Source organism: Alteraurantiacibacter aquimixticola (assembly GCF_004965515.1).
Taxonomy (GTDB): Bacteria; Pseudomonadota; Alphaproteobacteria; order Sphingomonadales; family Sphingomonadaceae; genus Alteraurantiacibacter; species Alteraurantiacibacter aquimixticola.
Genome location: NZ_SSHH01000003.1, coordinates 228,914 through 250,453 on the forward strand (window position 1 = coordinate 228,914; position 21,540 = coordinate 250,453).

Genomic DNA, 21,540 nt, shown 5'->3' on the forward strand with positions numbered 1-21,540 from the left:
AGGATTGCCAGCCGGAGGCGCCCGTGTCACCACCCTTTCATGACAGTTGTCACCGCTCGGCGCTATCGACAGGGCAAGATTCAGCGCAACATCGCGGAGGCGCCTTTCGATGCCCCTGGCAAGGGCGAGTTCGACTGGATCGGTCTGCTCGATCCCGAACCAGCAGAGATCGACGCGCTCGCCCAGCGATACCACCTGCACCCTCTCGCGGTCGAGGATGCCGTGACACAACGCCACCCGCCCAAAGCGGAAACCTATAGCAAGCACCTCTTCGTTGTCGCCCGAACGGCGGCGCAGGGGCCGGGCGACACGATCGCCTATGGCCAGACCGCGATCTTCGTAGGCGACGATTTCATAATCACCGTCAGGCTGGGCAGCCAACGCGCACATGTGGACCTGCGCGCGCAGCTGGAAGCGAATCCGGAGCGGCTGGCGGAAGGGCCGGACTTCGTGCTCCATGCCTTGCTCGATTTCATCGTGGAGGGCTTCGATCCTTTGCTCGATCGGCTGGACGAGACGATGGGCAAGATGGAAGATGGCGCGATAGATGCCTTCCCCGACCAGGCGCGCATCCGCCGCATCTTCCGCTTGCGGCGGACACTCCGCCAGCTTGAGGGAATCTCGGGCCGGATGGAAGAAATGACGGGCAAGCTGGCGCAGGTCGAACAGCCGGCGATAGACCAGCGTGCGCGTCCCTATTTCCGCGACGTGCATGACCATGCGAGGCGCGTGCTGATGCGCACGCGCGCGCTGCTCGATACGCTGGGCAACCTTCTCGAGGTAGCGAGCCTGCTGGAACAGAGTCGCCAGGGTGCGATTACGCGGCAACTGGCCGCATGGGCCGCGATCCTTGCCGTGCCAACGGCGATCGCCGGCATTTACGGGATGAATTTCGCTTTCATGCCAGAGCTTGCCTGGCGGCACGGCTATTTCATCGTGCTGGGCGCGATCGCGCTCATTTGCGCATTGCTGTTCTGGCGCTTCCGGAGGATCGGCTGGCTTTGAAAGTCGGGGCGCGCGACCATCGGTCGCGCTTTCACCCGCTGACAGGCCGAGAGGCGCGATGGCCTCCCTTAGCCTCCCTTACTTGGCCGAGAGCGCCTCGGTAAACATGGTGCGCGACGGGGCATCGGCATAATCGCTCGACGCGTCCTTGTCGCCCTGCAGCGCTCGTGCAGCCTGTACCGTATTGGCGAGCAGGCAGGCAATGGTCATCGGTCCCACGCCGCCGGGGACGGGGGTGACGGCCTTGGCATGCTGGACTTCGTCAAAGGCGACGTCGCCCACCAGCTTCTCCTTGCCGGTCTCCTCATCCATGATGCGGGTGATGCCGACATCGATGATGACAGCGCCGTCCTTCACCCAGTCGCCCTTCACCAGTTTGGGCGCGCCTGCGGCGGCCACGATGATGTCCGCCTTGCGGCAGATGGCGGGCAGGTTGTGGGTGTAGATATGGGTGACGGTGACGGTGCATTCGGCATCCAGCAGCAGGTTCGCCACCGGCTTGCCGACGATGTTGGACTTGCCGATCACCACCGCATCCTTGCCGACGAAATCGTCGACCACGCTCTGCAGCAGGATCATCACGCCCAGCGGAGTGCAGGGCACGATGCCGCCGGTGCCGGTCGACAGACGACCGACATTGACCGGGTGGAAGCCGTCCACGTCCTTGTCCGGGCTGATCGAACGCAGCACCAGGCGCGTATCGATATGCTCGGGCAGCGGCACCTGGCACAGGATGCCGTGAACCTCGGGATCCTTGTTGAGCTGGTCGATCAGCGCGAGGAGTTCTTCCTGGCTGGCATCGGCGGGCAGGCGGTGTTCGATCGAATTGATGCCGACCTTCTCGCACGCCTTGATCTTACGGCGGACATAGACCTGGCTGGCACCATCCTCGCCCACCAGGATCACTACCAGACCCGGACGGGTCATGCCGGCGGCGAGCATCTCGTCCACCTGCGTCTTGGTCTTCTCGTCAAGCTGGCGCGCGATCGCGCGGCCATCGATAATATCGGCCATGTCTGTTCCTGTCTCCGGGGAGCCGGCGGCTCAGCTGTGCTTGGCGTGGTAGGCGTTGATCCATTCGGCGGACGCGGTCAGCGCGCCGAAGGGGTAGAAGTGCAGGCGCACGCGGCCGTGCTGCTCACCCAGCTTGCTGTTGAGCGAGTCGACCAGCTTGTCCGGACCGGCGCTGCCGATCAAATTGGTCAGGCTGATGCCGTACTTCTTCATGACGGAGGCGGAGGCGCCAACGCCGCAGCGTTTGGCGAAGCCGAGCAGGCGCTTGATGCCGGCCGGGCCGGGAACGCCAAGGCGCACGGGCACGTCGATGCCGCGCTCGCGCATTTCGGCGAGCCAGGCGACGATCGCGTCATCGTCGAAAGCGAACTGGGTGACCACCAGCGGGGTCATGCCATGGGCGCGGACGGCTGCGATCTTGCGTTCCATCCAGTCCCACAGTTCGGCAGGGGTGTTGTTCGGATGGCCTTCCGGGTGGCCGCCGACGCCGACGATCTCGATGCCGTGCTTTTCCAGCAGGCCGGTTTCGATGATCTGCAGCGAATCGGAATAGGGGCCTTCGGGCTCGGGCGGGTCACCGGCGATGATGAAGACGCGCTTCACTTGCGCCTTCTTGGTGATTTCGCCCAGGTACCAGTCGAGCTGTTCCTCGCTCTCGATGCGGCGGGCAGAGAGGTGGACGATCGGCTCGAAGCCAAGCTCACGCACCAGCACGGCGGCTTCGACGCGCTGTTCCAGTTCCTCACCGGGCAGGAAGGTGACGGCGACCTGCGTGTTCGGGCGGATCAGCGGGGCAGCTTCGCGCAGCCCTTCGATCTCCTTGGCCGTCATTTCCAGCGAATAGCCGTCCACCATGTTCTCGGCATTCTTTTCCCAGTTCGGGTGGATCGCGGCATAGCTCATCGCATTCTCTCCTCTCGACTCGCGCGCGCATGGCGCGGCGGCATGACCATAGCGCCCGGGGGCGCGAATTGGGGCTCTTAACGCCCGTAGGGCGCTGTCGCAAAACCCCCTAGCGCAATGGGTTTTATTCGTATAGACGAAATTTTCATAAGAGCGAACAATACACCGAGTCCCCGTCTTTCTCATGGTCCTTTCATGCTGATTTTCCTGCCTGGCCTGATTTGCGATGCGAGCATCTATGCCCCGCAAACCGCGGCCTTTGCGGATTCGCATGCAGTGGATTCATACGGATTGGCCGACTCGCTGCCCGAAATGGCGCGAATCGCGCTCGCCGATGCGGACCGGCTGGGGGCGGAGCAATTCGACCTGTTCGGCCATTCGATGGGCGGCCGCGTGGCGCTGGAAGTCTATCGTCAGGCGCCCGAACGCGTGCGGCGGCTGGCCCTCGTCTCCACCGGCATCCATCCGGTCGGCAAGGACGAGCCTGCCAAGCGCGAGGCGCTGAAGGCTGTGGGTCATGACAATGGATTCAAGGCACTGGTCGATGACTGGCTGCCGCCCATGGTCGCCGAACAGAACCGCACGGACCCATCCATCTACCCGCCCATGTGGGAGATGTGCATGAAAATGGGGCAGGACGTGTTCGACGCGCAGATCAATGCGCTGGTCACCCGCCCCGACGTTGCCGACCTCTTGCCGAAGATCACCTGCCCGACGCTGGTGATGACGGGCGCGCTCGATACATGGGCTCCGCCCGCGCAGCATGAAGAGATCGCCGCGGCGATCCCCAATTCGCATCTCGTTATCGTTCCCGGTGCCGGACACATGATCCAGATGGAAGCACCTGTTGCGGTCAACGAAGCCATCACCCGCTGGCTTGAAACGCCGGCATCCTGATCAACCCTGAAAGCCTCTAGGAGAGGGAGTAGCATGAGTAACAATCTGCAGTCGAAGCTGGACGCGCAGTCCAACGTCGTCGATTTCCTGCGTAACCAGCAGGTCGGCCCGAACGTCTATCCGGGCGTCCCCGCCGAATATTCCAACTGGCGCAAGGAACAGCGCGGCTGGGCCAAGAGCGCGGTGCTGTTCAACCAGTCCTATCACATGGTCGAGCTCTATGTGCGCGGCCCCGAAGCCATGGCGCTGCTCGAATACACTGCCATCAACAGCTTCAAGAACTTCGCCGTCAACAAGGCCAAGCAGTACGTCCCGGTCACCCCGGACGGTTATGTCATCGGCGACGTGATCCTGTTCTATCTGGACGAGAACGAATTCTCCCTGGTCGGCCGTGCGCCCGCCATCGAATGGGTCGAATTCCACGCCCAGTATCCCAAGCCCGACGGTTCCAAGTGGAACGTGACCGTGGAGCGTGACGAACGCACCGCGATGCGTACCGACGGTGTCCGCAAGAACTATCGCTTCCAGCTGCAGGGCCCCAACGCCATGTCGATCCTGGAAAAGGCGATGGGCCAGACCCCGCCGGACCTGAAGTTCTTCAACATGGCGCATGTCGGCATCAATGGTAAGGACGTGATCGCCCTTCGCCACGGCATGGCCGGTCAGCCGGGTTACGAACTGTTCGGTCCCTGGGCCGATTACGAAGCCGTGCACAGCGCGCTGGTCGAAGCCGGCAAGGGCTTTGGCCTGGAGCTGGTGGGCGGCCGCGCCTACTCCTCGAACACGCTGGAATCCGGCTGGCTGCCTTCGCCGCTGCCCGCTTTCTACACCGGCGATTCGCAGATGATGAAGGACTTCCGCGCCTGGTCTTCGGACAAGTCCTATGCCGGCATGTGCTCGATCGGCGGTTCCTATGTTCCCGACAGCATCGAGGGTTACTACCTCACGCCGTGGGATATCGGATACGGCCACATCGTGAAGTTCGACCACGACTTCGTCGGCCGCGAAGCTCTCGAGAAGATGGCCAACCAGAAGCACAAGCAGAAGGTCACGCTGGCTCTCGACAATGAAGACATGATGCGCGTCCTGTCCTCGCTTTATGCCGAAGGCGACCGTGCGAAGTACTTCGAATTCCCGAGCGCCGTTTACGCGATGCACCCGTTCGACGAAGTGCGCACGAAGGACGGCAAGTTCATCGGCGTGTCGACCTGGGTCGGCTACAGCTCGAACGAAGGCAAGATGCTCACCCTCGCCATGATCGATCCCGATGAGGTCGAAATGGGCAAGGAAGTGAAGCTGGTGTGGGGCGAGCCGAATGGCGGCACCACCAAGCCGACTGTCGAGCCGCACGTCCAGACCGAGATCACTGCCGTGATCAGCCCGGTTCCGTACTCGAACGTCGCCCGTACGGCCTATGCCGACAGCTGGCGCGCAGAGGGCGTTGGCAAGAACGTCTGATCGGTTCCACACCCGACACAGAAAGGGGCGGTCACGCGAGTGGCCGCCCCTTTTGCTTTGCAATGATGTCTGGAGCCGGTTGCAAGCGACCGGCAGGCGTTCTCAGCTATCCTCGAGCAGGCTCGCCGTGCGATCGAGCAGGTCGGCCACGCGTGCGTGCAGGTCGTCGGTAAAGCGCACCTTGGGCACGGCGACCGAGAGCGAGCCGACGGGCGCGCCGTCCATGGTCACCAGCCGTCCGATGCCCACGATGCCGAGCGAGAACTCCTCGTCGGTCATCGCAAAACCGGTCTTGCGTGCCTCGTCCAGCTGTTTGCGCAGCGTCGGTTCGTCGGTGACCGTATGATTGGTAAAGGGTGCGCGCTCTGTCTCTGCAAAATAGCGCTCGAGCTCTTCGGGTTCGAGCGCGGCGAGCAGCACCTTGCCGGCCGCCAGCGCATGCATGGGCAGGCGGCGGCCCTGCGGCACCGAATAGCGCAAGGCCTGTTCGCTGCTCTCGGTCACGATCGCCTCGATCTCCCAATCCACGCGGATGAAGAAGCTGGTCGTCTCGTCCAGCTGCACGCGCAGGGTGCGCACAAGCGGCGCGGCGCGGTCGGCCAGCGTAAAGCTTTCGGTGGAGGCCTGCAGGCGGGCAAGGCCGGGTCCGGCGGAATAGCGGCGGCCGTCGCGAACCAAATATTGCCGGTCGACAAGCGTGGAGAGCAGGTAGCTGAGGCTGGAGACGGGAATGCCCAGCGCAGTGGCGATTTCCTGCGCCACCAGCGGGCGATTATGCGCCACCACATATTCGATGATGTCGAGCGTGCGCGTGGCCGACTTGACCTGCGAACTGCTTGCGCCGGGGCCTGCTTCGCTTGCCATGTCAGCCGATCCGCTCCTCCGCGATATCCGCGCCCGCGCGCAGGTTTGCGAGTTTCTTCCATGCGACCGAAGGATCGATCTTGCCGTAGCCGGCGAAGGTGCCGAAGCCGCAATCGCTGCTGGCGATCACCCGCTCCTTGCCCGCGAATTCGGCAAAGCGCTCGATCCGCTGGGCGATCAGTTCGGGCGTTTCGATGTAGTTGGAGCAGCTGTCGATAAAGCCGGGGGCTAGGATCTTGCCGGTAATGTCCGTATCGCGCCAGACCTTCCATTCATGCTCGTGACGCGGATTCGCATGCTCGAACAGGATGGTAGCCGGACGGGCGGAGAGGACCACGTCGATAATCACCTCCAGCGGGATGTCGTAATCGTGCGGGCCTTCGTAATTGCCCCAGCACACATGCATGCGCATCTGTTCCGGCGGGATGTTCGCGGTCGCCTCGTTCAGCGCATCGACATTGGCCTGGATGGTGGCGAGGAATTCCGCTTCGCTCATGTCCTGATAGCCCGTGTGGCGGCTCATCGCGAGGTCGGGGCAGTCGAACTGCACCTGGAACCCGGCCTCGGCAATCGCCTCATATTCGGGGCGCATCGCGGCGACGAGATCGGCGAGATAGGCCTCGTGGCTGGGATAATACTGGTTCGGCTGGAACGCGGTGATGAGGCCGGGGGAAGCAGTGTTGAGGAAGGCCTTCACGTCCTGCCCATGCTTCTCCAGCGCGGATTTGAAGCGGCGAATATCGTCATGCAGCGGTTGGAGGTTGACCAGCTCAACCTTGTCGATCGCGCTGGCGCGGGTGAACTCCTGGCTGCCCATGATCGCGCTAAGCTTCTTCGCCAGCTCGGGCACTTGCGCGAGGTCCATCGCGGGCTTCCTTGGCGTATGTCCGCCGAAGCCCGAAAGCCGTTCGATGATATAGGTCGAATAGCCGACCTTGCCGAGCTCGCCGTCGCTGACGATGGAGACGCCCGCCTCCACCTGCCGGCGCACGGCGTCATCGATCGCTTCCTGCACCACGCGGTCGAACTCGGCTTCATCGTAGGGTTCGCCCTTGTCGCGGGCGAGCAGCAGCGGCACGAGCTTGTCGCCGCGCGGAAGGCTGCCGACATGGGTAGTTTCAATCACTGGGGAATGCGCTCCTTCTGGAACGCCAGTCATTTCATATATGCGAATTCAACGCAAGTATGAAAGACCGGGCGCTCCAGCAGGCGTCACTCCTCCCAACCGGTGGGCGCGTTGTAATCGGTGGTGAAACCCATCGCCTCGATCTCGTGCACCAGCCCGTCCGCGCCCACCTTGAAGATATGCGCGGCGGGAAGGTCGAACGGGCCGAGGTCGGCGAACATGCCTTCATCCGCCGAACGCATGGTCACCGTCCCGTCCATCGCGGTGACCGGATAGGGCTCGAAATCCATCGGATGGCGGAAGTGGGACAGGCCCATGACCAGACCGGTGACCGGATCGGCGGCGAAGACCCGCCGGTTATCGATCGTGGTGATATAGGCCATCGTGTTGGAGGTAAGCTGTCCGGCGCAATCGCGGGCAACCGGATGTTCGCTATTCCCGAAATTGCCCTGGCTCTCTCCCGGTCCTGCGGTTTCGATGCCGTTCTCATGCCGCTGGCAGTCAGGCGCGAAGGGCATCAGCGATCCGTCATTGTCATCCAGCGCATCGTAATAGGTGGCGCCGAGGGCGATCAGTTCCGCCTCGCTCTTGCGGTCCGCTTCGGGCACCACAGCCAGCAGCCCGGCGCGCGGTGTCTGCAAATTGCCGAGCGGGGAAGGGCCGCCAAAGGGCGATTCCGTGTTCACCGCGGCAAAGAGATGCTCCGCCTCGACGATGGAGCCTGCCGGATCGAGCTTCAGCCGCAGTGCGACCACGGTAGGCTCGCCCTCGCGTTCGACCATGCCTATCCAGCCGACCGTCTGCTTCACCTCGTCCGGGACCACGACGGAGAAGTTGGTGCCTGCGCCGGTGATCTCGGCCCACAGGCCCTCGCCGGCATTGATGCGCTGGAGGTTCTCGACGATGCGCACCTCGTCGGAGAATGCGACGGTGCCGGCATTGTTGCTTTCCAGCCCGGCGACATAGCTGGCCGCAAGGCCGATCAGGCATTCGCGGTCGCAAACGGGCGCGGCCTCATCCTCGCCGCCGCTATCGGCGCAAGCACTCATAGCGGTTGCCGCAAGCAGGGCGGCGGAAAATTTCAGCATGGTCTTCATGTCATCTCTCCCAAGACGAATATTGTTCTACCACCCGCTGGGCATGCCATAGGGCACCGTTGTCAGCACCGCCTCGATCTGGCGGAGCTTTCCGTCCTCCAGCTTGAAAACCTCGGCGATGATGAAGCTGAAGGGCTGGGCGAAAGCGCCGCTTGCGGCCTGCGCCTCCCCGCTAGGCTCGGCATAGGCAGGCACGGTTCCCGCGTGGTCGAAGAAGCCGAGCGCATACACCAGCTGGCGCTCCTCATCGATCACCGGGAAACGGCGCGCGCGGATATTGGTGACGATGGTCTGGAAGCCGGTATCGAACTGCGCGGCGCAATCGAGCTTCGCCATCTCGTTCGATCCTCCGTCTGGAGAATTGGCCGTCCAGCTATTGTTCTCCATGCGCTGGCAATCCGGATGGAACGGTGTTGCGCCGGCCGTCACTTCGGATTCGATGCCGCGGAAATAGCGATCGGCTGCCTCCTGCAATTTGTGACGAGGCACGCGGGTGTCTTCGGGCTCTATGCGGTTGAAGATCGGCAGGACTTCGGTCCGCTCCACCGTCACGAACGCCCCGGCACTGCCACCGCTGGTGATATTGCGCACCACCAGGTTCTCGATTTCGGTGATCCGGCGGTTCTCCACCCGCAGGCGGATCGACATATTGTTCTGGTTGCCATTCTCATTGATGATGGCGAGAGCGGCGACCTCCCCGTTCACGGGATCGGCAACGTCGAAGCGGTAGCTGGGCTGTGCCTGCACCGTGTTCCAGAGCCCGTCTGTCAGGGCCAGCGTCACACCATTCTCGGTATATTTAATGTCGTTGCTGAGCGTGAGGCGGCCTGAATCATGCGTTTCGAGCGCATCGAAATAGGCATCCATCATGCCGATCAGGCATTCGCGGTCGCATTCGGCGCCGATCTGCGCGCTTGCCTGTTGCGATGCAAGCGTGGCGGCCACCAATGCAGTAGCCACGGCAATTCCCCTTGCCATCGAGTCCCCTCCATCTCTTCCCGCCGGGGAATGTGACTCCGCTTGGCAATCTTGGCAAGCGCTTCGCATAGGAGAGCGATTGGCCGGGCCACGCTGCTTGCACGCAATCGTAACGATCGTTAGCAAGGCGGCAGGCAGAGGAAGGTCCTGGAATGAGCGAGGCAGCATTCGATTACATCGTCGTGGGCGGCGGCAGCGCGGGCTGCGTGATGGCCGCGCGGCTGAGCGAGGATGGCAAGGACAATGTCTTGCTGCTGGAAGCGGGCGGCAGCGACGACCACCCCTTCATCCAGATGCCGCTGGGCTTCCTGCGCGCGATGACCAGGCCGCAGTTCAACTGGAACTACTGGACCGAGGAAGAGCCGCACCTTGACAATCGCCGCATGCCGCTGCCGCGCGGGCGGGTGATGGGCGGCTCCGGATCGATCAACGGTATGTTCGCCATGCGCGGCCATCCGGCGGATTACGATCAGTGGGCGCAAATGGGTGCGCGCGGCTGGTCCTATGCCGACTGCCTGCCCTATTTCCGCAAGCTGGAAGACAGCTGGCGGGGTGAGAGCCCCTATCACGGGAGTGACGGTCCGGTGCGCATCCGCCCGATCGATTCGCCCCATGTGTTGCATGACGTGGTGATGCAGACCGCTGCCAATGCGGGCTTTGCCCCTACCGACGACTTGGGCGGCCCGGTGCCGGAGGGGTTTGCGCAGGGCGAGCAATCGGTCGACGACAAGGGCCGCCGTGTCAGCGCCGCCAGCGCCTATATCAAGCCCGCCCTTTCGCGCCGGAACCTCGATGTGCGGCAGAATGCGCAGGTCACTCGTGTGATCTTCGAGGGCAAGCGCGCGGTGGGTGTGGAACTGCACACCTCCGATGGCCCGCAGCAGGTCCGCGCGCGCAAGGAAGTCGTCCTCTCGGGCGGCACCTATAACTCGCCGCATTTGCTGATGCTGTCGGGCATCGGCGCGGCAGAGCATCTGCGCAGCTTTGGCATCGAGGTGCTGCATGACAGCGCGGGCGTGGGCCGGAACCTGCAGGAGCATCCCACCGCCAGCCTTGAATTCAAGGCCAACAAGCCCGTCACCTTCCTGCGCCAGCTGCGCTGGGATCGCCTCGCCATCAATGCCGTGCGCTGGGCGCTGACGGGCAAGGGAACGATGGCGAGCCAGCTCAACAGCTGCAACGTGGTGGTGCGCACTGCCGACCATCTCGAGCGGCCCGACATGCAGATCATGGTCAACCCGATCCGCTTCGACGCGCAGACCTGGTTCCCGCTGATCAAGCCCGAACAGGAGCATGTCTTCTGGGCGGGCGTGGTGCAGCTGCATCCCGAAAGCCGCGGCCGGGTGGAGCTGAAGAGCGACGATCCGCTGCAAGAAGCGGCAGTCACGCTCAACCTGATGAGCGAGGAGGCGGACCTCGAACAGATGCGCCGGGCGATCCGCACCGCGCGGCGCATCTATCGCAGCGACCCGCTGGGCCAGCTGGTGGGCGATGAGCGCGCGCCGACCGCCGGGGCGGAAAGCGACGCGGAGCTCGACGCCCTGATACGTGCCACCTGCTACACCGCGCAGCATCCCACCAGCACATGCGCCATGGGCATGGGCGAACGCAGCGTGGTTGATGAGGAATGCCGCGTGATCGGCGTGGAGGGCCTGCGCGTGGTCGATGCCAGCGTGATGCCCACCGTGCCGGGCGGCAACACTAACCTTCCCACGATCATGGTCGCGGAAAAGGCCGCCGATGCGATGCGCGGCCGCAAGCTGCCCGCTGACGAGATCCCGGCGCGGATGGCCGCGGCATGAGCCGCACCGAACAGGAGCAGGCCAATCTCGACCTCGTGCTCGGCATGTTCGAGCATGTGCTGAACCCGATGGATTCCGGTGCGGTCGATCGCTTCGTCTCGCCCGATTATATCCAGCACAGCCAGCTCGCCCCGCCGGGTCGCGATGCGCTGAAGGCATTTCTCGACATGATCAAGGCGGAAACGCCTGAGGCCGTTCACGATGTGAAGCGCGCCTTCGTCGATGGCGACCATGTGACCGTACATTACCATGTGCGCCGTCATGAAGGCGATCTCGGCTGGGCGGTGATCGATATCTTCCGCGTGCAGGACGGGCTGATCGCCGAGCATTGGGACGTAATGCAGGATGTGGTCGAAGGCGGGCCGAACCCCAATTCGGTGTTTTAGATGGAGGTTCGTCATTGCGAGGAGCCGAAGGCGACGCGGCAATCCATTGCGTATCGCGTGACGCCCTGGATTGCTTCACTTCGTTCGCAATGACGGGAAAGGATACGGAATGAACAGGTTCGCCAACAAGATCGTCCTGGTACTCGGCGGCAATTCAGGCATGGGCCTCGCTGCTGCGCAGGCCTTTGCGGCCGAAGGGGCGAAGGTCCACCTGACCGGCCGCAACCAGGAAACGATCGACGAGGCGGTCGCCTCCATTCCCGGCGCGACCGGCTACCAGTCCGACATCGCCGATATCGCTTCCACCGAGGAGGTGGTGGCGAAGGTCGAACAGGCCGATGGCCGGATCGACGTGCTCTATATCAATGCCGGCGTCGGCGGCTTCGCGCCGCTGGAAGGCATTACCGAGGATGACTGGGACTTCGTCCACGGCATCAACCTGAAAGGCTGCGTCTTCGCGCTGCAAAAGGCGGTGCGGATCATGGGCGAGGGCGGCTCCATCGTCGTCACCGGCTCGATCGGCGCGCATGGGCCGCTGGAAGGCAATGGCACCTACGCCGCGGCCAAGGCGGGCCTTGCCATGGCGATGAAGGTCTTCGCCAGGGAGCTGCTGCCCCGGAAGATCCGTCTTAACATGGTCAGCCCCGGCCCGATCGACACGCCGCTGCTCCACCGCAATCCCGGCATGGGACCGGACGACGTCGCGCGGCTGAAGGAAATGATGATCCAGAACATCCCCATGCACCGCATGGGCGAGAGTGAGGAAGTGGCGCGTGCCGTGCTCTTCCTCGCCAGCGACGAAGCGAGCTTCATCACCGGGGAAGACATCCTCGTGGATGGTGGCCTGATCAACTTGAGTTGAGCCGACAATGACCGAATTCTCCGACACCACGCCTTTCCAGCCGCCCTATTCCGCGCTCGACAATCCGCGCATGGAATTCGTGATGGAAGTGCGGCTGCAATTCCCCGAAGTCTATTCCATGGCCCCCGTTCCGCGCGGCGGCATGCGCAGCGCAGTGCTGGTGAAAGGCGGGACCTTCGAAGGCCCGCACCTGAAGGGCCGCGCCATTCCCGGATCGGGAGGCGACTATGCCTATTTCCGCCCCGACGACGTCGCCTGTTTCGATGCGCGCTATTTGCTCGAGGAGGAGGATGGCACGGTGATCCTGCTGGAGAACAAGGGCCACCTCTGGGGCCGCAAGCCTGACACGATGCAGCGCCTGCGCGACTGGGCCTTCGCCAATGGCGATCCCGTCGCGCATGAGGAATATTACCTGCGCTCCAGCACCACCTTCGAATGCCCGGTGGGAAAGCATGACTGGCTGACCAAGCATGTCTTCATCGGCGTTGGCGAGAGGAAGAGCGACGGCAACCGCCTGCGCTACTACGCGCTGACCTGACCTGTGTGCTAGGATCCACGGCCGGGAGGAACTGGCCATGGCGGACAAGGTCGATCTCAAGCGCGAACTGAAGAGCTATTTCACCGGTTCGAAGAAGGACTGGGAGGAGATCACTCTTCCGGCCTTCGCCTACCTGATGGTGGATGGAAAGGGCGCGCCCGGCGGACCGGAATATGTGGCCGCGCTGGAAGTGCTCTATCCCGCAGCTTACGGCACCAAGTTCCATAGCAAGCTGGAGCTGGGGCGCGATTACGGCGTGCCGCCGCTAGAGGGCCTGTGGTGGGCCGACGACTTCAGCGCCTATACCCACCCCGATCGGCGCGAGGAGTGGCGCTGGACTCTGATGCTGATGCTACCTGCCTGGATCACGCAGGCTCATGTCGATGCGGCACAGGCCGCACAGGCGAAGAAGAAGCCCGATCTCGACTTTGGCAAGGTGCGCATGGAGGCGCTGGAGGAAGGGCTATGCATGCAGCACCTCCACCTCGGCCCATTCTCGGAAGAAGGACCGAAGCTGGACGCGCTGCACAACCGGATCATGCCCGAACACGGGCTGACCTTTAACGGCCATCACCACGAGATATACCTTTCCGACCCGCGCCGCAGCGCGCCGGAGAAGCTGAAGACGGTGCTCAGGCAGCCGGTGAAGCCGGTGTGACCCTCACTCCATATCGTCGAAGCTGAAATCGAGGCGCGGGGTCCAGTCCTCATACTGGTTTTCCGGCAGCCCGCTTTCGGCGATCACTACGCGGTGCTGGAATTTCCACTGGCCATCGACCTTGACCAGCTTGTCATATTCGCGGCCCTGTTCGACGAAGACGGGCGGCGCGGAAATGTCGGCGTTGCGGATGCCGGTCCAGATGAAGCTGGCGGTGGCGGCGTCGCCATCGACCTCGATCACCGGGTTGGACAGGATCATGTGGAACTGCCCGCCGCCATTGCTGGCACTGGTCGCATCCTCGCCGATCCCTGCATAGATTTCCTCGATCTCCGCGCGGCCATTGGCGACGATGCCGTTGACGTCGAAGATCGCGTCCTCGGTGAAATATTCGTCGAAGGCGCTCGCATCGCCGCCGCCGAGATGCGCGTAATATTCGGTGACCATGTCCTCGATCGCGACGCGGTCCATGACCTCCTGCATGGCCGGATCGACTTCGTTCGAGACTTCGACGCTGCCGCATGCGGCAAGCGTTACCGCGGCGAGTGCGGCGGCGGAAATGGTGATGGCTTTCATGGCTGTTTCTCCCTCTCTCACCCGCGATCATGCCAGCGCCGCGCAGAATCGCAAGTTTGCGCGTGATCGTGGTGTTCGGGATAGAGGGGAAGGATGGAAAGCATTGAGAAACAGATGTTTACTGCACCAAAGAAGCGCAGCACAAGTTATCCACTTCCGCCGCTATTTACCGGGGGGGACGGTTGAATTACCCTGCGCGCCTGTCGCCGGACCGATCCGGCGCGGGGAGAGAACGATAATCAATCGTCTGGAGGGGAATTTCATGTCTGCATATCTTGCGCTTGCCGTGTCCGTCGGCCTGCTGGCCGTGGTCGATACCTGGCTGTTCGGTGTTCCGTTGGCGGGCTTTCTGCCGGGCTTGGTGTGGGTTAGCTTCATCGCTTGGGGGTGCCATTTCCATTCGGGTGCTGGCATGAAGGGTATGACCACGGCCATTGCCGGCATGACCTTTGGCGCAGCGGTCGGCGTGGCGGCTATAGTGGCGCTGATGGGCCCGCTGGCGGGTCTGGGCGACTTCGCAGGGCCGGTGGCCGTGGGTCTTGGCGCCTTCGTAATCTGCCTGGCCAGCAAGATTCCGCTGCTGGCGACGATCCCGGCCAGCGTCTATGGCTTTGCGGCTGTGGCGGGTGCCACGTTCTTGATGGCGGGCGAAGAGGGGATGGACCCGGTCGGCGCGTTCGTGCCCACCGTGGTTTCGGTCATCATCGGCGCGCTCTTCGGTATCGTATCGGAGAAGCTGGCTGGTGCGTTGACGAAGGAAGCCGCCGCGGGCGACTGAGCCACGCGATGGTGATGAAAAAGAAGGGGGCGGGAGGATCGATCCTCCCGCCCCTTTTTCGTTCGCGATGCGCGTCGGTCGCGATCAGTCTTCGAAACTGTGCGCCGACTGGTAGGGCATCACCACGCCCAGCGCCTCGATTTCATGGATCGCGCCGCCCCAGACCTTGTAGATGTGGATCGCGGGCATATCGAAAGCGTCGAAGCGGCTCATGTCGCGTTCGGTCGAGAAGGGCACATTGATCAGCGGTGTCGTTTCTTCCGCCATGTCGTGGTGGAAATGGCTCATCCCCCAGACCAGCCCCGTTTCGGTATCGGCGATTTCGACCCGGCGGTTCTCGATCGTGTCGATATATTCCCACATATTCGTGTCCATCTGCGCCGCGCAGCCCAGCCCGCCGAGATAGGAGAACGCGCTCTCCTCATCGCCCGGCCGGGTGAAACTGTTGCGCGCGGTCTGGAAGCCGTTCTCATGCCGCACGCAATCGTCGGCCATGTTCGAATAGTTCGAATTGTTGCGGTCCAGCGCATCGTAATAGCTCTCACCCAGCCAGATCAGGCGGCCGCGTGAATCCGCCCATGCTTCGGGGACTTTGCGCTGCAGGCCCTTACGCGCCTTCTGCAAATTCTCCAGCTGCCCTTCGGAAAGGTCGCGGGCGATCAGGTGTTCAGCCTCCTCGATCACGCCTGCTTCATTGAGCTGCAGGCGGAAGCCGACCAGCACCGGCGCATCGCCTTCCACCATCATGCGCAGCACTCCCACTTGTCGGCTGACCGGATCGGGCACGGTGACGAGGTAATGGTCATCGCCATCGCCGGTGATCGTATCGAACGCGCCGTCGCCCGCCGTGATCGGCTCCAGCGCTTCCATCACCACTGCACCCGCCGCCCATTGCACCGCGCCCGGCTCGTCAGCGATCAGCGCCTGCGCGTAAGCCTCACCCAGCGCGATCAGGCAGTCGCGGTCGCAAACGGGCGCTGCGTGGTTGTTCGCCAGCGCCGGTGTGGCCAGCGCGATGGTCGCCGTGGCTGCGAGCAGCCCAGTCCATTTCCGCATCAATTCCTCTCCCCCATTGAATGCAAATGCGTGTGAAAGCGTCAGTCCTGAATGCCCGGCTCCGTCGAGAAATCGGGCTTGCCTCGCCAGCTGAACAGCCGCCAGTAATAGCGGCGCCAGGGCCAGATGAGCACGGCGTTGAAGAAGATCGTTAGCGCGCCGAACGTGTATTCCACCGTCCCTTCGTCGAGCACGAAGTTCCAGTAGAGGATCACGAAGTTGATCGGCACGATCGCGATGACGGCAAAAGGCATCATGCGGTTGGCGAGGATCAGCAGGCCGAGCACGATCTCCGCCACTTTCACCCAGGTCATCAGGCCGCTGTCGATCATCGCGATGCTGAAATCGCGCGCCGCCTGTTCCTGCCCCAGCGGCTGCCACGCCGGGTCGATGAAGGGCATGACGCCCGAATAGACCCACCAGCCGCCGAAGATGATGCGGCTGAGGTGGTAAATCCATTTGATGGTTGGGCCCGGCAGAGCTTCGGGAAGCTCCTCGCCCGTTTGCTGTGCTGTCGAACTCACCGGACGGGGACACCCGATTCAGGTTCTTCACCACGGGCGCGCCAGGTCGCCGCGCGCTCCTCCGCAAACCGCGCGGAGGTGGACATGATGTAGCCGCGCACCTGCACGTTCCCTTCGTGGCAGGCATATTCATACATGCCGTAATCGTCATTGCGGACCCACGGGAAGTCGAGTTTGTACGGGCCCGTCAGCACGACCGGATCCTCGACCCATGCTTCGTAATGAATCTGGTCCTGGTTCTTCATGGTCAGGTGCTCGACAACGCGCATCTGCTCGCTGTTCCCGCCGGACATCATCGGCCGGAAATTGGTCGTCTCGATCACCAGCGTATCGCCTTCCCAATGGCCGATGGAATAGCCGAGGTCGAACTGCACATCGGCAGGTGGCGGATCGCGCCCGTCGAGATAGACCATGCGCGTCTCGTGGATCATCTCCACGGTGATCGCCACCAGGCCGGGCGACTGGAAGATCTCGATCCCCATATTATAGGCGCCGGGCAGCATGGAGCCCGGCATTCCTCGGGTCAGGCAGCGGTCGAAAACGCCGAAATCGTCCATCGTGTCAAAGACATAGGTGTTCCAGCTGGTCTTCTCATTGGCAGCGCGCCGCTCGCCTTCCGCGGTGCGCGGCGGCATCTGGCCATTGGCCGGTTCCATGGTGAGCGAGGTCTGGCGCAGCGGATGGCCGCGTTCGTTCCAATGGCCCATGGCCATCATGTTCGCTTCGTCTTCCTCGTCGTAGCGCTCGATCATGCTCTCGGCGGTCCGGAACGCAGCTTGATATTCCTCATCGGTCAGGAAGCGGCGGTCGCCGAGTTGCGGCGGGCGCGTACGCGGCGTTCCGGCGAGGTAATCGATCGGCCATTTTCCGCGCAGGTCCGGGTCGTCCCAGTCGGTACGCGGAACTTCCCACCCGGCAGGCGGCGCGTCGAAGCGCGCCTCCATCATGGCGTCCTCTTCCTCCTGGGTGAATTGCGCAGCGGCGGGCATCGCCGCACCAAGCGACAAAACCAGCGCGGCGGCGAAAACATGAGTCTTCATCGCATCTCTCCTCCGCCGGAGAGTATGCCCCCCTTGCGCGATGACACAAGGGGGGAGGTGGCGGTTTAATTCGATGTTCATTTGCGGGTCGGGGCGCGCAGCCTCCGCCCTTTACTTCACCTTCGAATTATCGAGCTTTTCACGGCTGACCCAGGTGCCGTGGACCTGGCTGCGCAGCGGCAGGCCGGTCTTGACCTTGGCCACGGGGCCTTTCTCCACCGCATCGGCTTCGACCACCCACAGCTCGGACGAGTAATCCGCCGGATTGCCGCCGGGCGGGCCGTTGGGAACGTCGATCACCATCACCAGCCAGCCGCCATGGCCTTCCTCGGACGAGGGGATATGCGCCGGTTCGCTGATCGCGCCGCCGGGGGGTACTTCCATCGCGGTGACGCGGCCATTGCCGGGCTCGATCCGCATCAGCAGGTTGAAATTCGCCCCTACCGGGCCGCCGAGCATGGGCGGGCCCTTCGCTTCGGGGTTCATGCTGAGATACCAGGCGCGGTTGTAGTGACGGCCTTGGTCGGCATCGGTCACCCGGCACAGGTCGCCGGGAGGGCCGATCGGGCGTTCCTCCAGTGTCGGCTCGTCCTTCGACATGTCGAGCGTCCAGCGGGTGAGCGCGCCCTGGATATCCTGCTGCTCGCGGTGAATGCCGCCCGCCTCGCGCATGAAGGCAAAGGCGTTGGTATCGGTCAGGCACATGTCGATATGGACGAGGTCGCCGTCATCGTAAGCGTTTACCTCGTGGAAGACGGAGACGCCCTTGGGCCCCTCGATCCACTTGATTTCCGACACATCGCCATAGCGCGGCATGATGCCGATATAGCTCGGCAGGTCCTGGTTATGCGCCCAATGCGCGCCGCCCGCCTTCAGCCGGTCGAGATCGGCCAGCGTCGGGAAGATCGGCCAGATCGCGTATTTCTCGGTGATCACGAAGTCATGGATGGTGGAGCAATAGGGCTGGTCGAACCACTGCTCCTTCACGAGGTTGCCGTCCTTGTCGGCAATGCAATAGGCGACATCGAGCGTGCACAGGCCGCCAGCTTCGTAGCCGAAGAAGAACATCTCGCCCGTTTCGGGATCGATACGCGGATGGGCGGTGAAGGTCTGGGACTTGAGCTTGCCCTCGTAATCCCAGCGGCCGACGGTATCCAGCGTGTGCGGATTGACCTGGTAACCGCGCCCGTCCTCCTTGGTCATGAACAGGCGGCCCGCGTGCCAGACGGGCGTGGTGTTCGCCACGGTGCGGTCCTTGCCCTCGACGCTCGGATCGTCTGTGAAGGGATTGCGATAGCGGCCGAACAGCGCGCGGCGCGCTTCCTTCTCCGCGAGGTAGCGTTCGGTTTCGACATATTTGATGTCGAAATCGACCGCGCCGTCCTCGATATTGAAGCGCGCGATCATGCCATCGTGGTTGAGCGCGATATCGTCATCGAACATCGGCGCATGGGCGTTGTCGGGCACGGCGCGGAAAAAGGCGCCGTTGACGTCGGCGGGGATTTCTCCCTCCACTTCAAGATTGCGTACCGACATCTCAACGCGGCGCGGCGTATTGGTGCCGATGAAATGAATTGTCTGCGGAAAGGCACTCATGCCCGGCTTCCTCTCTTCTCTGATTCCTCGCATACAACGCTAACAGCTGTTACGGTTGCGGGAAACAGCGATTGCTGCCGAATGAGGGGAAGAGCGTGGCGAATGCCAATGCAAAGCGGAAAGAGGACCGGCTGGCCGGCGGCATGACCTTCAAGGGCGCGCTGCTGCATGACCTGCTGAAGCTGAACAACCGGCTGATGGCGCCTTTCAGCACGCATCTGGCGCATCGCTATCGCATCTCGCTCAATGAATTCCGCCTGCTGATGACGATCGGTGCGCTGGGCCGCACAGCCAGCCATGAAGTGGCGGAACTGACCGGCGTGAACGTCATGAGTGTGTCGCGCGCGGTCGCCACGCTGCAGCGTCATGGCCGCGTGCATGTGGAACGCGATACCGGCAATCGCCGCCGCAAATGGCTGACGCTGACCGAGGAGGGGCAGGCCCTCTATGACGTGATGCGCCCGCAGAGCGAGAAGGTGGCTGACTATCTCCTCGCCGAGATGGATGAGGCGGAACTGGGTGCGCTCGATGCGCTGGTCGGCCGGCTGATCGACCGGCTGGAGGAAAAGGACGAAGAGGGCCGCTCCGCCTTCCTCGAAGCGACGAAGCCGGAAGAGGACTGAGACATGGTACGCAATCCCTATGGCATGCATGATGACGAGCGGCAGGCTGTCGAGGCCGAAATCGCGCGGCTGATCCACGAATATACCTGGGCCAACGATGAGCAGGACTGGGAGAAATGTGCCGCGCTCTATACCGAGGATGCGACCTTCCGGCGGCCGAGCGGCGGCGATCCCATCGTCGGGCGCCAGGCGATCCTCGACGGCTTCCGTGCCCGGCCCGCGCGGGCGCAGCGGCACACTATCGCCAATATCCTCGTCAGCGTGGAAGGCCCCGCGACCGCGCGGGCGAAAAGCGTGATCGTGCTCTATATGGGCGACGTGTCCGAGGATGGCGGCCTGCCGGTGCAGGACCCGAAGAGCCCGCTGATCGGCACCTTCACTGACCTCTGCGTGCTGACGCCCGAAGGCTGGCGTTTCAAGGAACGCGTCGGCGCGCTGGACTTCCGGCCTTAGGCGGGCTCGGCTTCCGCCTCTTCCCGCTGCTTCACCTTCAGCGCCATCGGCACCAGCAGGGCCATGACGGCGCAGAGCGCTGCCGGCACGAAGGCGGCGAAGAAGAAGGCGTTGGGGCCGGCTTCGGCATCGAGGATCGCCTGACCCACCAGCGGCCCGGCAAAGGCGCCCAGCCGCGCCACCATCACGCCAAGGCCGATCGCGGTCGAGAGCAGGCGCGGCGCGAAGAGGTAGACGCACAGCGCAGGCAACACCATGCCGCCCGCAGAGGCCCCGCCTACGCCTACGCAGAGCAGGGCGATCCAAAGCGTCGGCTCGGGCGCGGTCATGCTCACGCCGAGGAAGCACAGCGCCATCGCGCCGAACATGAGGACGAGCGACAAGGACTTGTTCCAGCGGTCTACCCCGAAACTCGCTGCCACGCCGATGCCGAGGCCGGCGAATTGCACAATGCCCGAAATCGTCGCTGCATCGTCAAGGCTGAAGCCCGCCAGCGGCAGCACTGTCGGCACCCAGCTATTGAGCAGGTAAAGGTTGAGCGCATTCAGCGCGAGGATCGTGGCGAAGACCGCAAAGGGCAGCACCCAGGGCTGGCGGAACAGCTGGACTTGCGGGACGGAGGCCGCTTTGTCGGCACCCGCCGCCGATTCCGGCGGGCCTCCCTCGAGCAGCAGGTAAAGCACCACCGCGAGCACCAGTGCAAACAGGCCGGGGACGTAGAACAGGCCCTGCCAGCCTGCCGCATCGATCACATAGCGTGCCATCACTCCGGCCACCGCAATACCCAGCGGGATGCCGGCGGAGACAATCGCCATTACCGTCGCGCGCCATTTCGCCGGTGCGATCTCTGCCGAAAGCGCGCTGACATTGGGCAGTGCCGCGCCCAGCGCGATACCGGTCAGCCCGCGCCAGGCGAGGAATTCGCCGATGCTCGTTGCGGTCGAGGTGGCGAGGGTGAAGATGCCGGTGGCGATGCAACCTGCGACTATCAGCGTGCGCCTGCCCAGCCGGTCGCCGAAAGGCGCAAGGCCCGCACCGCCAATGCCGATGCCGACCAGCAGCGCGGTGAAGACCCAGCCGAAGCTCGTCGCCTCCAGCTCCAGCGCATCGCCCAGCCGCGGCACGGCAAGGCCCATGGCGGCAATGTCATAGCCTTCCATGACGAATACGCCCGCCAGGAAGACAAGCGCGGCGATGCGGCCCGTATTGGTCATCTTCTGTCTATCCCCTCCCAAGCCCGGTCATGCTGAACTTGTCGAAGCATCGTTCTTGTTTTCTCGCGACGGGTCAAAGGAAAAGCGGCCCT

General features: G+C 63.4%; 23 protein-coding genes. 11 read left to right on the plus strand and 12 right to left on the minus strand.

Features of this window, described 5'->3' with window-relative positions; all coding sequences use genetic code 11:
• Window positions 1-39 precede the first annotated feature (39 nt).
• Window positions 40-1,005 (plus strand): magnesium and cobalt transport protein CorA, encoded by a 966-nt coding sequence (locus tag E5222_RS12035; RefSeq protein ID WP_136694040.1) that lies wholly within the window; start codon window positions 40-42, stop codon window positions 1,003-1,005.
• Window positions 1,006-1,083: 78 nt separating this feature from the next.
• Here E5222_RS12035 and folD read toward each other — a convergent pair whose 3' ends face one another.
• Both folD and E5222_RS12045 read right to left on the minus strand, forming a co-directional pair.
• On the minus strand, window positions 1,084-2,019 hold the full coding sequence (gene folD, locus E5222_RS12040; RefSeq protein ID WP_136694041.1) for a bifunctional methylenetetrahydrofolate dehydrogenase/methenyltetrahydrofolate cyclohydrolase FolD: 936 nt from the start codon (window positions 2,017-2,019) through the stop codon (window positions 1,084-1,086).
• Between the two features lie 30 nt (window positions 2,020-2,049).
• Complete coding sequence (locus tag E5222_RS12045) at window positions 2,050-2,922, minus strand: methylenetetrahydrofolate reductase (RefSeq protein ID WP_136694042.1); 873 nt, start codon at window positions 2,920-2,922, stop codon at window positions 2,050-2,052.
• 195 nt (window positions 2,923-3,117) lie between these two features.
• Between E5222_RS12045 and E5222_RS12050 the strand changes: the two genes are divergently transcribed.
• The gene (locus tag E5222_RS12050) at window positions 3,118-3,819 is read left to right on the plus strand and encodes an alpha/beta fold hydrolase (RefSeq protein WP_136694043.1); all 702 of its coding nucleotides are present in this window, start codon (window positions 3,118-3,120) and stop codon (window positions 3,817-3,819) included.
• A 33-nt stretch (window positions 3,820-3,852) separates the two neighbouring features.
• A complete protein-coding gene (gene desA, locus E5222_RS12055) occupies window positions 3,853-5,277 on the plus strand; it encodes a syringate O-demethylase (RefSeq protein ID WP_136694044.1) in 1,425 nt (474 codons plus the stop codon).
• 102 nt (window positions 5,278-5,379) lie between these two features.
• On the opposite strand, the gene E5222_RS12060 is transcribed toward desA, so the two are convergent.
• The 4 genes from E5222_RS12060 to E5222_RS12075 all read right to left on the minus strand — a co-directional run bounded on the left by E5222_RS12060 (window position 5,380) and on the right by E5222_RS12075 (window position 9,324).
• Entirely contained in the window at window positions 5,380-6,141 is a 762-nt protein-coding gene (locus tag E5222_RS12060) for an IclR family transcriptional regulator (protein WP_136694045.1), read from the minus strand.
• Between the two features lies 1 nt (window position 6,142).
• On the minus strand, window positions 6,143-7,267 hold the full coding sequence (locus E5222_RS12065; RefSeq protein WP_246021744.1) for a cobalamin-independent methionine synthase II family protein: 1,125 nt from the start codon (window positions 7,265-7,267) through the stop codon (window positions 6,143-6,145).
• Between the two features lie 86 nt (window positions 7,268-7,353).
• Window positions 7,354-8,364, minus strand: coding sequence for a DUF8021 domain-containing protein (locus E5222_RS12070; protein WP_136694047.1), 1,011 nt, complete (start codon window positions 8,362-8,364; stop codon window positions 7,354-7,356).
• Between the two features lie 27 nt (window positions 8,365-8,391).
• The gene (locus tag E5222_RS12075; RefSeq protein WP_136694048.1) at window positions 8,392-9,324 is read right to left on the minus strand and encodes a DUF8021 domain-containing protein; all 933 of its coding nucleotides are present in this window, start codon (window positions 9,322-9,324) and stop codon (window positions 8,392-8,394) included.
• 170 nt (window positions 9,325-9,494) lie between these two features.
• On the opposite strand from E5222_RS12075, the gene E5222_RS12080 reads away from it, so the two are divergent.
• The 5 genes from E5222_RS12080 to E5222_RS12100 all read left to right on the plus strand — a co-directional run bounded on the left by E5222_RS12080 (window position 9,495) and on the right by E5222_RS12100 (window position 13,588).
• Complete coding sequence (locus tag E5222_RS12080; RefSeq protein ID WP_136694049.1) at window positions 9,495-11,144, plus strand: GMC family oxidoreductase; 1,650 nt, start codon at window positions 9,495-9,497, stop codon at window positions 11,142-11,144.
• Window positions 11,141-11,530: a nuclear transport factor 2 family protein gene (locus tag E5222_RS12085; RefSeq protein WP_136694050.1), complete on the plus strand. Its 390-nt coding sequence runs from the start codon at window positions 11,141-11,143 to the stop codon at window positions 11,528-11,530. Before E5222_RS12080 ends, E5222_RS12085 begins: the two co-directional genes overlap by 4 nt.
• 109 nt (window positions 11,531-11,639) lie before the next feature.
• Window positions 11,640-12,392 (plus strand): SDR family oxidoreductase, encoded by a 753-nt coding sequence (locus E5222_RS12090; RefSeq protein ID WP_136694051.1) that lies wholly within the window; start codon window positions 11,640-11,642, stop codon window positions 12,390-12,392.
• A 7-nt stretch (window positions 12,393-12,399) separates the two neighbouring features.
• The gene (locus tag E5222_RS12095; RefSeq protein WP_136694052.1) at window positions 12,400-12,930 is read left to right on the plus strand and encodes a DUF3237 domain-containing protein; all 531 of its coding nucleotides are present in this window, start codon (window positions 12,400-12,402) and stop codon (window positions 12,928-12,930) included.
• Window positions 12,931-12,967: 37 nt separating this feature from the next.
• Window positions 12,968-13,588 (plus strand): GyrI-like domain-containing protein, encoded by a 621-nt coding sequence (locus E5222_RS12100; RefSeq protein ID WP_136694053.1) that lies wholly within the window; start codon window positions 12,968-12,970, stop codon window positions 13,586-13,588.
• 3 nt (window positions 13,589-13,591) lie between these two features.
• Here E5222_RS12100 and E5222_RS12105 read toward each other — a convergent pair whose 3' ends face one another.
• A complete protein-coding gene (locus E5222_RS12105; RefSeq protein WP_136694054.1) occupies window positions 13,592-14,164 on the minus strand; it encodes a nuclear transport factor 2 family protein in 573 nt (190 codons plus the stop codon).
• Between the two features lie 262 nt (window positions 14,165-14,426).
• Between E5222_RS12105 and E5222_RS16570 the strand changes: the two genes are divergently transcribed.
• Window positions 14,427-14,942, plus strand: coding sequence for a DUF1097 domain-containing protein (locus tag E5222_RS16570; protein WP_169053576.1), 516 nt, complete (start codon window positions 14,427-14,429; stop codon window positions 14,940-14,942).
• Window positions 14,943-15,026: 84 nt separating this feature from the next.
• On the opposite strand, the gene E5222_RS12115 is transcribed toward E5222_RS16570, so the two are convergent.
• From E5222_RS12115 to nov2, 4 genes are all read right to left on the minus strand, one after another.
• Window positions 15,027-15,998 (minus strand): DUF8021 domain-containing protein, encoded by a 972-nt coding sequence (locus tag E5222_RS12115; protein WP_136694056.1) that lies wholly within the window; start codon window positions 15,996-15,998, stop codon window positions 15,027-15,029.
• A gap of 41 nt (window positions 15,999-16,039) precedes the next feature.
• Window positions 16,040-16,522: a hypothetical protein gene (locus E5222_RS12120; RefSeq protein WP_211196148.1), complete on the minus strand. Its 483-nt coding sequence runs from the start codon at window positions 16,520-16,522 to the stop codon at window positions 16,040-16,042.
• Window positions 16,519-17,562, minus strand: coding sequence for a hypothetical protein (locus tag E5222_RS12125; protein WP_136694057.1), 1,044 nt, complete (start codon window positions 17,560-17,562; stop codon window positions 16,519-16,521). Before E5222_RS12125 ends, E5222_RS12120 begins: the two co-directional genes overlap by 4 nt.
• A 111-nt stretch (window positions 17,563-17,673) precedes the next feature.
• Window positions 17,674-19,158, minus strand: coding sequence for a lignostilbene-alpha,beta-dioxygenase NOV2 (nov2, locus tag E5222_RS12130; protein WP_136694058.1), 1,485 nt, complete (start codon window positions 19,156-19,158; stop codon window positions 17,674-17,676).
• Window positions 19,159-19,253: 95 nt separating this feature from the next.
• On the opposite strand from nov2, the gene E5222_RS12135 reads away from it, so the two are divergent.
• Both E5222_RS12135 and E5222_RS12140 read left to right on the plus strand, forming a co-directional pair.
• Window positions 19,254-19,781 carry a MarR family winged helix-turn-helix transcriptional regulator gene (locus tag E5222_RS12135; protein WP_246021745.1) on the plus strand — a complete coding sequence of 176 codons (528 nt, stop codon included), beginning with the start codon at window positions 19,254-19,256 and terminating at the stop codon, window positions 19,779-19,781.
• A 3-nt stretch (window positions 19,782-19,784) separates the two neighbouring features.
• Window positions 19,785-20,234: a nuclear transport factor 2 family protein gene (locus tag E5222_RS12140; protein WP_246021746.1), complete on the plus strand. Its 450-nt coding sequence runs from the start codon at window positions 19,785-19,787 to the stop codon at window positions 20,232-20,234.
• On the opposite strand, the gene E5222_RS12145 is transcribed toward E5222_RS12140, so the two are convergent.
• Window positions 20,231-21,448, minus strand: coding sequence for an MFS transporter (locus tag E5222_RS12145; protein WP_136694059.1), 1,218 nt, complete (start codon window positions 21,446-21,448; stop codon window positions 20,231-20,233). The genes E5222_RS12140 and E5222_RS12145 overlap by 4 nt on opposite strands.
• Between the last annotated feature and the right edge of the window lie 92 nt (window positions 21,449-21,540).